At 74.3% G+C, this 11,770-nt stretch carries 11 protein-coding genes; 5 read left to right on the forward strand and 6 right to left on the reverse strand.

Features of this window, described 5'->3' with window-relative positions; genetic code table 11:
* The first annotated feature begins 45 nt into the window (after positions 1 to 45).
* The gene (locus tag AB852_RS21825; protein ID WP_073791217.1) at positions 46 to 798 is read left to right on the forward strand and encodes an ABC transporter ATP-binding protein; all 753 of its coding nucleotides are present in this window, start codon (positions 46 to 48) and stop codon (positions 796 to 798) included.
* Entirely contained in the window at positions 795 to 1,568 is a 774-nt protein-coding gene (locus AB852_RS21830; RefSeq protein WP_079184831.1) for an ABC transporter permease, read from the forward strand. The genes AB852_RS21825 and AB852_RS21830 overlap by 4 nt, the downstream gene beginning before the upstream one ends.
* A gap of 236 nt (positions 1,569 to 1,804) precedes the next feature.
* On the opposite strand, the gene AB852_RS21835 is transcribed toward AB852_RS21830, so the two are convergent.
* Positions 1,805 to 2,947 carry a glycosyltransferase family 4 protein gene (locus tag AB852_RS21835; RefSeq protein WP_073791220.1) on the reverse strand — a complete coding sequence of 381 codons (1,143 nt, stop codon included), beginning with the start codon at positions 2,945 to 2,947 and terminating at the stop codon, positions 1,805 to 1,807.
* 220 nt (positions 2,948 to 3,167) lie between these two features.
* Between AB852_RS21835 and AB852_RS21840 the strand changes: the two genes are divergently transcribed.
* Positions 3,168 to 4,556 carry a glycosyltransferase 87 family protein gene (locus tag AB852_RS21840; RefSeq protein ID WP_425444180.1) on the forward strand — a complete coding sequence of 463 codons (1,389 nt, stop codon included), beginning with the start codon at positions 3,168 to 3,170 and terminating at the stop codon, positions 4,554 to 4,556.
* Here AB852_RS21840 and AB852_RS21845 read toward each other — a convergent pair.
* The 5 genes from AB852_RS21845 to AB852_RS21865 form a co-directional block, all read right to left on the reverse strand.
* Positions 4,513 to 5,766: a hypothetical protein gene (locus tag AB852_RS21845; protein ID WP_425444181.1), complete on the reverse strand. Its 1,254-nt coding sequence runs from the start codon at positions 5,764 to 5,766 to the stop codon at positions 4,513 to 4,515. The genes AB852_RS21840 and AB852_RS21845 overlap by 44 nt on opposite strands.
* A gap of 66 nt (positions 5,767 to 5,832) precedes the next feature.
* The gene (locus tag AB852_RS21850) at positions 5,833 to 6,870 is read right to left on the reverse strand and encodes a C40 family peptidase (protein WP_073791223.1); all 1,038 of its coding nucleotides are present in this window, start codon (positions 6,868 to 6,870) and stop codon (positions 5,833 to 5,835) included.
* Positions 6,871 to 7,148: 278 nt separating this feature from the next.
* Complete coding sequence (locus AB852_RS21855; RefSeq protein ID WP_073791708.1) at positions 7,149 to 8,258, reverse strand: C40 family peptidase; 1,110 nt, start codon at positions 8,256 to 8,258, stop codon at positions 7,149 to 7,151.
* Positions 8,259 to 8,826: 568 nt separating this feature from the next.
* Entirely contained in the window at positions 8,827 to 10,176 is a 1,350-nt protein-coding gene (locus tag AB852_RS21860; protein ID WP_073791226.1) for an NYN domain-containing protein, read from the reverse strand.
* A gap of 38 nt (positions 10,177 to 10,214) precedes the next feature.
* Positions 10,215 to 10,454, reverse strand: a complete 240-nt coding sequence (locus tag AB852_RS21865) for a hypothetical protein (RefSeq protein WP_073791229.1) — start codon at positions 10,452 to 10,454, stop codon at positions 10,215 to 10,217.
* A gap of 180 nt (positions 10,455 to 10,634) precedes the next feature.
* Between AB852_RS21865 and AB852_RS21870 the strand changes: the two genes are divergently transcribed.
* Together AB852_RS21870 and AB852_RS21875 are read left to right on the forward strand one after the other, a co-directional pair.
* Complete coding sequence (locus AB852_RS21870; protein ID WP_107499308.1) at positions 10,635 to 11,402, forward strand: rhomboid family intramembrane serine protease; 768 nt, start codon at positions 10,635 to 10,637, stop codon at positions 11,400 to 11,402.
* A 37-nt stretch (positions 11,403 to 11,439) separates the two neighbouring features.
* Positions 11,440 to 11,721, forward strand: a complete 282-nt coding sequence (locus AB852_RS21875) for an Lrp/AsnC family transcriptional regulator (protein WP_073791232.1) — start codon at positions 11,440 to 11,442, stop codon at positions 11,719 to 11,721.
* The last annotated feature ends 49 nt before the right edge of the window (positions 11,722 to 11,770 follow it).

Below are 11,770 nucleotides of genomic sequence, written 5' to 3' on the forward strand. Positions count from 1 at the left end.
TTCGGGGGCGGAGCGCGGGCCGGTCCGGCGCCTAGCGTCCCCGGCATGATCGAAGTACGGAACCTCGGCAAGAGATACGGCGGCCGGACCGTGGTGGACGACCTGTCGTTCACCGTCCGGCCGGGACGGGTGACCGGATTCCTCGGGCCCAACGGCGCGGGCAAGTCCACCACGCTGCGCATGATCCTGGGCCTGGACCGCCCCACCCGGGGCCGCGCCCTGATCGACGGCCGCCCCTACCAGGAGCTGGCACGGCCGCTGTGCCACGCCGGTGCGCTGCTGGACGCCTCGGCCCTGCACGGCGGCCGGCGGGCCGGGGACCATCTGCGGTGGCTGGCGCGGAGCAACGGGATAGCGCGGCGCCGGGTGGGCGAGGTGCTGGAGCTGGTGGGGCTGGCGGATGTCGCGTCCCGGCGCACGCGGGGGTTCTCGCTGGGGATGACCCAACGGCTCGGGATCGCCGCCGCGCTGCTGGGCGATCCGCCGGTGCTGATGCTGGACGAGCCGGTCAACGGGCTCGACCCCGAGGGCATCCGCTGGCTGCGGAACCTGCTGCGGGACCTCGCGGCGGAGGGCCGTACGGTGCTGGTCTCCAGTCATCTGATGACCGAGACGGCACGCACCGCCGATCAGCTCGTGGTGATCGGGCGCGGGCGGCTGCTGGCGGATGTGCCGGTCGCCGAGTTCGCCGCCACCGGCACGGGCGGGGAGGGGGAGGCCGCCGCGCTGGAGGACGCCTTCCTGCGGCTCACGGACGCGTCCCTGGAATACCGGGGCGAGCGGGAGGGGCAGCGGTGAACGTCTTCCTGGCCGAACTGACGAAGATCCGTACGGTGCGCTCGACGGCGTGGTGCCTCGCCGCGGCCGTGGCCGTCGCCGGTGTCGTCGCCGCGCTGATCGGGCGCAGCTTCCGCGGCTGGCGCGAGGATCCCGGGAGCGCCGGGCAGCCGGACGCCGATCCGCTGTTCGCGAGCTTCTACGGGCTGACGCTGGCCCAGTTGGCGCTGGTGGTGTTCGCGATCCTGGTGATGGGGAGCGAGTACTCGACCGGCACCATCCGGCTGTCGCTGGCGGCGACCCCGCACCGGGGCGCGTTCTTCGCGGGCAAGCTGCTCGCGGTGACCGCGGTACTGGCCGTCGTGTCGCTGCTGGCGGTGCTGGTGGCGTTCGCGGCGGGCCAGTGGGGGCTCGGCCCGGACAGCGTCGGCTGGGGCGCTCCGGGCGTGCCGCGGGCGATCGCCGGGAGCTGGCTGTATCTGGTCCTGGTGCCGCTGCTGGCGCTCGGGCTGACGGCGCTGCTGCGCGGTCCGGCGCGGGCGATGGGGGCGCTGCTGCCGCTGCTGCTGCTCGGCTCGCAGGGGGCCGGGAACATCCCCGCGATCCGGGGGTGGGCGCAGTACCTGCCGGACCAGGCGGGCACGTTCATCATGCATCTGGCCGGGCCGCCGGAGGATCCGGTGTTCGCACGGGACTACGGCCCGTGGACGGGTACCGCGATCCTGGCGGCCTGGACCGCCGCGGCGCTCGGCGCGGGATACCTCACCCTGCGCCGCAAGGACGCCGTCTGACGGTCCGCCGTACCGCGGTGTCCCGTTCCCGGCCCGCGTTCCGGACGGCCCGCGCCACGGGCCGACCGGGGCACGGGCCGAGTCGGGCAGGGGCCGTCCTGGAACACGGGCCGAGCCGGGCGGGGGCCGTCCGGGGCAAGGGTGCGCGTCTCAGGTGGGGCGGGCCCCGGACAGCGGCCGTACGCCACCGCGCCGGACCGCGCGCCGCACCGCACGTCGCACCGCGGCACACCGGGTCACAGCAGTTCCTTGAGCCGTTCCGCCAGCAGGTCCCAGCGCCATCTCTCCTCGACCCAGGCCCGGCCCCGCTCCCCCATCCGCTGCCGCAGTTCCGGGTCACCGAGCAGCGTCACGATCCGGTCGGCCGCCTCGTCGGGCCGGCCGCCGCGCACCACCCAGCCGGTCTCCCCGTCCAGGACGGCGTCGGGGGCGCCCCCGGAGTCCCCGGCCACCACGGGCAGTCCCGTCGCCGACGCCTCCAGGTACACGATGCCGAGCCCCTCGACGTCGAGTCCGCCCCGGCGGGTGCGGCACGGCATCGCGAACACGTCCCCCGCGCCGTAGTGCGCGGGCAGCTCCGACCAGGGCACGGCGCCGGTGAACCGCACCGAGTCCGCGACGCCCGTCGTCTCCGCGAGCCGTCGCAGATCGTTCTCGTACGGGCCGCCGCCCACGATCAGCAGCACCGCGTCCGGGACGGCGGCGAGGATCCGGGGCATCGACCCGATCAGGGTGTCCTGGCCCTTGCGCGGCACCAGCCGTGAGACGCACACCACGACGGGCCGGTCGGCGAGCCCGAGGCGGGCGCGCACCAGGTCGCCGCCCGAGCCGGGGTGGAAGGTCTTCTCGTCGACCCCGGGCGGGAGCTGGACCATCCGGGCGGCGTCGGCCGGGGCGAGGGCTCCGGCGATCCGGGACCGGGTGTACTCACCGAGATAGGTGAGGGTGTCGGTGGACCCGCCGATCCGGCGCAGCAGCCCCCGGGCGGCCGGGAGCTGCGCCCAGCCCGCCTCATGGCCGTGGGTGGTCGCCACCAGCCGGGTGGCGCCCGCCGAGCGCAGCGCGGGCGCCATCAGCCCGAGCGGGGCGGCGGCGCCGAACCATACCGAGGCGCAGCCGTGCTCGCGCAGCAGCGCGGTGGCCCGCCGGGTGACCCGGGGGGTCGGCAGCAGCATGGTCGTCCGGTCGCGGACGACGGTGAAGGTCTGCTCGGCGTCGAACGCGGCGGTGGCCTCGACGCCTTCGCGGCTGCGGTTCCAGGTGGAGGCGTAGACGACGATCCGGTCCGGGTCGAGGCGGAGCGCCATGTTGTGCAGGAACGCCTGGATTCCACCGGGCCGGGGCGGGAAGTCGTTCGTGACGATCAGGGTCTTGTGCATCGGCGTCGACAGTACCGAACCGCCGCCGCCACTGGCCCCCCGGCCCGAGCCGCCGCCCACACGCCCGGCGCGCACGCCCCCGGGCCCCCGTCCGATCGGCCCGCCCGGTGGCGAACCCCGTGCCGCGGTCGGTCCGGCCCGGCCCCGCCTGATGGCCCGGCCCCCGTCCGGCCAGGCATGATGACTCCCCTTGGCCATCGGCGAACAGGGTGGGAAGGGTATGACGGACACTCCGGACGTGGCTCCCGGTTCGGCTCCGGGGACACCGGCGACCGCACCGGCCCCGCGCCCGCGCACCGGGGCCGGACCGGGCACTCCCCCGCGCGCCGCCCCGCTCCCCTGGTACCGCGCGGCCCTCATGCCGACGGTGTGGATGCTCACCCGGGCGCTGCTCCTGCTGTTCGTCCTGAAGGTGTTCGTCCTGCCGGGCCCCGATGTGACCGTGGACGTCTCGGTGATCTACCAGGGCTGGTACGACGTGCTGCGCACCGGCACGTTCCCGCTGGACGACGTCACCTGGCAGTACCCGCCCGCCGCCGCGCTGCCGGTCCTGTCGCCGGGGCTGCTGCCGTTCCTGGACTACCCGGCCGCGTTCACGGTGCTCGTGCTGGCGGCCGACGCGGTGGTCCTGCTGCTGCTCCAGTACGCGGGCACCCGGCCCGGCGGCAGTGAGCGGGGTGTGTGGCTGTGGGTGTGCGGGGTGCCGCTGCTGGGACCCACCGTGTACGCCCGCTACGACCTGATGGTGACGGCGGTCGCGGTGGCCGCGCTGGTCGCCGGGGTCCGTCATCCGCGCGCGGCGGGTGCCCTCGCGGCGTTCGGGGCGCTGCTGAAGGTGTGGCCCGCGCTGGTCCTCGCCGGTACCGCCCCGGGCCGGGCGACCCGTCGCGCGTGGACGGCGGCGGCGGTGGCCGGGTCGCTGGTCCTGCTGGTGTTCGCCGTGACGATGCCCGGCGCGTTCGGCTTCCTCACCGCCCAGCGGGACCGGGGCACCGAGGTCGAGTCGGTGGGGGCGCTGGTGCTGCATCTGGCGCGCTGGTTCGGCTGGCCGGGCGAGGTGCGGCTGCACTACGGGTCGCTGGAGTTCCTCGGCCCGTACGTACCGGTGGTGAGCACGGCCGCCCAGGCGCTGTCGGTGCTGGCGCTGGGCTGGCTGATGGTGTGGCGGGTGCGGGCCCGGACCTGGTCACCGGGGACCCCGGCGGACGCCGCCTTCGTGGCGGTCCTGCTGTTCACGGTCACCAGCCGGGTCATCAGCCCGCAGTACGTGGTGTGGCTGATCGGGCTCGCGGCGGTGTGCCTGACGTTCCGGGACAGCCGGATGGCCGTCCCCGGGTGGCTGGTGGCCGCGGCGGCGTTCGTGACGGTGCTGGAGTTCCCGGTGTACTTCGCGGAGGTCGTGGCCGGCGAACCGCTGGGTGTGGGGCTGCTGTTCGTACGCAACGGACTGCTCGTCGCGGCGGCCCTGCTGGCCGCCGGGCGGCTGTGGCGGGCGACGGTGCCCGGCGCCGGGACACCGGGCGTACGGCGGTCGCGGAAGGCGTACGGCGGGCGGCCCGCCGCGGTCAGCCCAGCTCGCGCCTCAGATACGTCCGCCAGCGCGCCGTGAAGTCGTCCTCCGACAGCCCGAGGACGTCCCGCAGCGCCGTGTCGACCGCGCCCGACCGCTGCCCGTGGGCGCCGACGGCCCGGTAGAACGCGGTCAGCTCCGCGCCGCCCCAGCGTTCCTCGATCATCCGGCAGGCCAGCCAGCCGCTCTCGTACGCGCGCGCCAGCCGGTCGGCGTCCCCGCTGAACCCGAAGTCGGCGTCCTCGGGCAGCCGTCCGGGGACCCGGCCGTCGCCGACGGCCCGCTCCAGCTCGGGCGCCGCCTGCCGCGCGGTACGGCCCGTGCCGTGGTAGCCCACCCAGTCCGCGTACCCCTCGGAGAGCCACAGCGGGGTGGCCTCCGAGGTCTGGCGGCGGGTCGCCACATGGGTGGCCTCATGGGTGAGCACGACCTGTGCGCCGAAGTCGCCGAGGACGTCGTACGCGTCCGGGTTGACGATGATCCGGTCGGCGGGCGTGGGTCCCGAGCCGCCGGTCTCGCCGGTGGTGACGGCGGCGATGCCCCGGTAGCCGGAGGCGGGCGCCCCCAGCAGCTCGGCCATGGCCTCCAGCGACCGGGGCACCAGGACCACCACCCGGCGGGCCCAGCCGTTCCCCCAGACCCCGCTCACCTGCGGCACCGCGCGGTCGGCGAGCCCGGCGAACTCCTTGAGCCGGGCCCGGTCGTGACCGACGCCGAGGATCAGGCTGTGCGTACCGCGGACCGTGTCGACCGGGCCCTGTTCCCACAGCTGGCGGGGCGCGTCCCGGGCGGGCCGGTCCCCGGCCACGTACCAGCGGCCGTCGCGCTCGCGCAGTTCCACGGCGCGGTCCGCGACGACGGGCGCGCGGTCGTACCCGGCGATCCGGTAGCCGAGTTCCGCGCGGACGGTGGCGCGGTCGCCCGAGCGGTCCGCGTCCTTGACCGTGTACGACCACGAGTGCAGCGGTACCCGGGCGAGCCGGTCGTAGAGCGGGTCGGCGGGCGGCGTGCCGCCGCGCGGGCCGGGGTCGAGGGTGGCCCGGTACCCGGTGGTGTCCCGGGCGAGCACGGCCGCCGCCCGCCGGTCCAGGACACGTTGCGCGTCGGCGAGCACGGGATCGGCGCGGACCGGGGCGCCGCAGCCCGCGAGTCCCGCCAGTACGGCCACCACGACCAGCAGCGCGGCGGCCGGGGACCGGTACCCCGCCGCCGTCCGTCCGACCCGCCCGCCCCGCCCGCGCTCCGCCACGCTCAGAGCGTACGGGGCGCCGGGCCGGTCACCGCACCGCCGGACGGCCCGATGGCCGGGGGAGGCTCAGACGCGGGTCACCGACGACACGGGCATCATCCCGACCGGGTCGTAGCGCACCGGGGCGCCCGGGTAGGGGGCGTGCACGACCTGGCCGCCCCCGACGTACATCCCGATATGGCTGGCGTCCCCCCGGTAGGCCACCAGGTCACCGGGGCGCGCCTGGGACAGCGGCACCCTGCGGCCGGCGAACCGCTGGGCCTGCGAGGTGCGCGGCAGCCCGACCCCGGCCTGCGCGTACGACCACTGCATCAGCCCCGAGCAGTCGAAGCCGGTGGGGCCGTTGGCGCCCCACACATAGGGGCGGCCGACGGCCGAGCGGGCGGCGGCCAGCGCGGTGGCGGCCCGGCCCGAGGGGGCGCCGGTGCTCCCGGCGGACCCCGCGTCGAGCGTGGTGCGCTGATGGCGGGAACGGGACGCCCGCTCGTAGGCGTCGCGCTGCGCCCGGGTCAGGGAGTTGAGCAGCCGCCGCGCCTCACCGAGCCTGCCCTCGACGGCGCGTTTGTGGCGGGCCACGTCCGCGCGGCTGCGCTCCAGTTCGCCGAGGGTGCGGCCGGCCTCGGCGCGCTCCTGGTCGAGGGCGCGCTGGGCGCCGTTCAGCCGCCGCAGGTCCCCGGTCTGCCGGGAGCCGATCCGGGCGAGTGTCGCGGCCCGGTCCAGATAGGCGTCGGGGTCGGAGGACAGGATCAGTTCCAGCGCGGGGTCGACGCCGCCGGAGCGGTACTGCGCCCCGGCGAGCGCGCCGAGCGCGCCCCGCATGGTGTTGATGCGCTCCTGGCCCTGGGCCACCCGGTCCTGGATGTCCGCGACCCGCGCGCGGAGCCGGTCGGCGCGTTCGTCGGCCTTGTTGAACGCCTCGGTGGCCTTCTCCGCCTGGGTGTGGAGCCGGTCGACCTCGGCCCGGGTGGCGGCGGGGGTGTCGCCGGGCGCGGCGGCGGCGGGACCCGCGACGAGGGCTGCCGCCGCGGTGGCCGCGACGGCGGTCAGGGCGGTGACTCGGGCACTGCGGTCGAGGCCGGGTACTGGGCGGCGATGGGACCCCACGGGCAGCCGCTCCTTCCGCTGACGGACCCCCTTGCTTCGGCGGGGGAATGCGCGCCAGACAGTAGCCGGGCGACCACGCTCCGGCCAAAGACCGCCTCGCACACGGACGGTGACACCTCGCCTGGTACGCAGGTCACCGGCGGGGCGCGGGGTCAGTGGCGGAACACGGATTTCGCCCGTTCGGGGGGTGTCGCGGGCACTTTCCCGGGGCGGGGAACGCCGCCGCCCGCGTACCGGTGGGGTACGCGGGCGGGGGAACGGACTGCGGGCGGGACGGATCAGACCCGGACGCCGAACATGTACGGCATGTTGTTGATCGACTCGTAGCGCACATTGGCGCCGGTGCGCGGGGCGTGCAGCACCTGGCCGTTGCCCGCGTAGAAGCCGACGTGGTGCAGGTCGGAGTAGAAGAACACCAGGTCGCCGACCTGGAGGGCACTCTGGGAGTTGATCCGGGTGCCGATGTTCGCCTGGGCCTGCGAGGTGCGCGGGATGGACTGGTTGACCTGCGCGAAGGACCAGGAGGTGAGGCCCGAGCAGTCGAAGGAGCTGGGCCCGCTCGCCCCGTACACGTACGGGACGCCGACCTTGCTCTGGGCCGCGGCGTAGGCGGAGGAGGCACGGCCCGACACGGGCGCCTCGGAACCGCCCTGGCCGCCCGCGCTCTGACCGCCGGTCTTGGCCTTCCCGGAGTCGGACTTGGCCTTGGTGCTCTCGGTGGCCTTCAGGGCGGCGCGCTCGCTGTTGCGGGTGGCGCGCTGCTCCTCCTCGGCGAGGGCCGCCTTCTCCGCGGCGGTCAGGGTGTTGAGGAGCCGCTGCGCCTCGGCGAGCTTGCCCTGGACCTCTTTCTTCTTGCCGCCGAGCTCGGTACGGGTCTCGGCGAGGTCCTTGAGCTTGTCGGAGGCTTCCTGGCGCTGCTGGCCGAGGGAGCGCTGCTTCTCCTGGATCTTGCGCAGCGACTCGACCTGCTGGCCGCTGAGCTGCTCCAGCGTGGACGCCTTGTCGAGATAGGTCTCCGGGTCGGAGGAGAGGAAGAGCTGGAGAGCGGGGTCGATCCCACCACTGCGGTACTGGGCGCTGGCGAGCGAACCGAGGCCCGAGCGGAGCTCGTTGACGTCGTCCTGGCCGCGGGCGACCTTGTCCTGGAGGGTGTCGATCTCCTTGTCGAGCTTCTCCTGCTTCTCCTTGGCCCCGTTGTACTTCTCGGTGGCCTTCTCCGCGTCCTGGTAGAGCTTGTCGACCTTGGACTTGACCTCGTCCTTGGTGGGCTTCTCGCTCGGCGCGGCCTGCGCGGACTGCGAGGTGAGAGCGACGGCCGCTGCGGCGGTCACGGTGAGCACGGTCACACGGGCGCGGCTCGGCTGCTTCGGTCGACGGTGGGACGCCACGGGGGCGAGCTCCTTCATCCCTCAGCCGCCTACCGAGTACGCCGGCGGGCGGTGCCCCTCCGCCGTCGCTCCCGTTGAGCGATCACCCGAGCGGAGGTTCGACGCCTGACCTTAGTGACCCTCTTGTGATCAGTTCAAATCCTCACCGGAAAAATCTCGGTCGTACCCGCATTCTTTACATACAACTCACCTGCCGTGACGCGTGACTGACGCTACGTTGCGTGAACCCGGGGCCAATCCGGACAACCGCCCCAGAGGTCAGTTACAGGACAGATGGCGCGAAGTGGCCCTCGTGCGCGCTTCGGCGGAGCGCTTTGTTCGGTTACGCGGAGCCGCCGGTGGTACATCGTGCGGCGTGTGCGCCGGTTGTCCGGGTACGGGTGGGCCCGGGTTCGAGACGGGCGGGCTCGCGACAACAGGTACGCGACGGTCAGATGAGTGACGGCGGAGTGCGGGCCGGGGCGGTTCAACCACGCGACAGCCACTCGCGGTTCAACCACGCGACAACCGCTCGCGGTTCGGCCACGGGACAGCCGCTCGCCGGACCAGCCGCGACAACCGCCCGCGGTCAGCCGCGGGACAGCCGCTTGAGGAGCATCACGGAGGCGACCGGGCGCGCGCCCGCCTTGGCGACCCCGTCGGCCACCTCACGGTCGGTGGACGCCACGATGACCGGCCGGCCGGGAGGTTCGGCGCGTACGAGCTGACGGATCAGCTCGTCGGCGGTGACCTTCGGTTTGGAGAACAGCACCCGCACCCCGCGCGGGGGCGCGAGCAGGACGGGGGCGGCGAGTTCGGCGCCGTCGAAGACACAGGTGATCTCGGCGCCGGTCTGCGCGGCGAGCAGCGAGAGCTGGCCGAGCAGCCGCAGCCGCTGTTTCTCCAGGGGCATCTGCGGATAGCCGGTCTTGGTGACGTTGTACCCGTCGACCAGGAGATGGGCCTGGGGCAGCGCGAGGAGCTGGTCGAGGATCGCGGGGTCGTGCTCGGACAGGGCGCGCGCGGCGATGTCCTTGGGGGTCATCCGGCCCGGTTCGACGGCTTCGACGGTCTCGGCGGGCCGCACCGACACGGGCGGCAGGGCGAGTTCCCGGCGCAGCCCCTGGGCGGACTCCAGGAGAGTGTCGAGCAGCAGCCGGACCCGCATGTCCTCGACGCTGCGGCCCTCACGGGCGGCCCGGCGGCTGGCCTCCAGCGAGGCCTCGGCCTCCCCGAGGCGGGACTTGAGCCTGCGGGCCTCGCTGTCGGCGGCGGAGCGCTGGACATGGGTCTCGGTGCGGACGGCGTCGATCTCGCCGTGCGCCTTGCGCAGGGCGGCCTCGCCGCGCTTCACATCGCTGAGGGCGGCGCGCAGTTTGCGGTGCAGGGACTCGGCCTCGCGGCGGGCGGCGTCCAGGTCGGCGCGCAGCCGCTCGGTCTCGGCGCGGGTGTGGTGGCGGGCCTCGGCGAGCTCCACCCGCAGCCGGTCGAGTTCGGCGCGGGCCTCCTCGTCGGCGCGTTCGGCGTCGGCGCGCTGGGCCTCCTCACCGGCCGCGGCGACGAGCTTGACCCAGCCGGCGGGCCGCAGGACGTACGCGGCGGCGGCCACGTCGAGGGGGTCGGCGGCGGGCGGCGGGGAACCCGAGTCGAGCGCCCCGGCCAGCTCCCCCTGGTTCTCACGCAGATGTTCCGCGATGCGCTGGCGGAACAGGGGGTCGCTCTCCAGCGCGGCGGCCATCGCGTTGCCCGCGAACTTGGCGCGGCGGCTGGGGGTGAAGCGCGCGTACTGCCGCAGGGCGGACGGCAGCTCCGACACGGTGAGCCCGCCGAAGCCGTCCGACACGATCTGGACGACCCGGCGGCGCACGCCTTCGGGCAGCGGGCGGTCGAGCACCTCGGCGGTGCCGTCGTCCGGCTCCCCGCCTCCGCTCTCCGTCATCCGTCCGTCACCCCACTAGCTGTGCGGGGCCGGCTCCGTCAGGAGTCGGCACCCGGCCTGTCCACGAGTTCCACCGAGTCGTTCGCGTTGCACCAGCGGCAGCGCACCGTGTCGATGGTCTCACTGACGACGTCGCGTTCCTCCACCTTGGGCTCTCCGGCGAGGTCGAGGTGGACGTACTCGACCACCTTCGAGGAGCGCGTCACATCGAAGCGGGTGAGGTTGCCGCAGAGCGTGCAGCGCCACCGCGTCCGTTCGGTCGGCAGGGGAACCGTCATCGTGGGCGTCGCTTCCTTAGGGCCTGGGGTGCGCCGCGGCACACCCGTCACGTCCATGGCGCGCCCGTCGCGCGGGCGCGTGTCGCCGTAACCCTACGACCTGTAAGGGGCAGCCCGCTCGGGTCCTGGCAACGGCGGGGCAACCGTACGGCTTCGGTCCCGTTCCGTCATGATCTGTCCATGATCGGCTCCTGGGGTGGCGACCGGACGGCCCGGCCGGGCGGGGCGGCGCGCGGCCGCTCGGCGCCGGTGACGTACGCGCTGATCGCGGCATGCGCGCTGATCTTCCTGCTCGGACCGGTCCCGGGCCTGAACCCGGGGTACGGCACGGGGGACGGGTTGCTCGCCGCACAAAGGTCCTATTTCGCCCGCTGGGGAGTGATCCCCGCCGAACTGTTCTCCGGAGCGCCCCGGGCCCTGCTCACCCCCGTCACCGCCCTGTTCGTGCACGGGAGCTGGCTGCATCTGCTCGGCAACATGCTCTTCCTCCACGTCTTCGGGACGATGGCCGAGGAGCGCCTGGGACGACTGCGCTACCTCGTCCTGTACGTGGTGTGCGGCGCGCTCGCGCTGACCGGGTACGCGACGGCGCACGCGGGGCAGCCGGACGGGGGTCAGACCCTGGTGGGGGCGTCGGGGGCGATCTCGGCGGTCCTGGGGGCATTCCTGTACCTCTTCCCCACGGCACGGGTCACCAGTCTGTTCCCGTTCCTGTTCTTCCTGCCGCTGCGCTTTCCGGCCTGGATGGTGCTGCCGTTCTGGGTGGCGCTCCAGTGGCTGGCGGCGAGCCGGGACGGCCAGGGGCCGGGGGTGGCGTACCTGGCGCATCTGATCGGCTTCGGGCTCGGGTTCCTGGGCTGCTGGGCCGGGTACGGCCGCCTGCGGCCGGGTCTGCCCAGGAGCCCCGCCACGATCCGGGAGGAGCCGGACAGGGGCGGGCTAGAGTGAATCCACCAGCAGCGGCCACCGAGGGAGACAGCCAGCCGTGATCACCGCGATCGTGCTCATCAAGACCAGTGTGGACCGCATCCCGGAGATCGCCGAGGCGATCGCCGCGCTGGAAAGCGTCAGCGAGGTCTTCTCCGTGACCGGGACGTACGACCTGATCGCCATGGTCCGGGTCCGCTCCCACGACGATCTCGCCGAGGTCATCCCCGGCCGGATCAGCAAGATCCCGGGCGTCGAGGGCACCGACACGCATGTGGCGTTCCGCACCTACTCGCAGCACGACCTCGAAGCGGCGTTCGCCATCGGGCTCGACTCCTGACCCGTCCGCCCCCGCCCGGCCGTCCCCCGGCCGGCCCGTACCGCCACCG

This window comes from Streptomyces uncialis (genome assembly GCF_001905345.1).
Lineage (GTDB): Bacteria > Actinomycetota > Actinomycetes > Streptomycetales > Streptomycetaceae > Streptomyces > Streptomyces uncialis.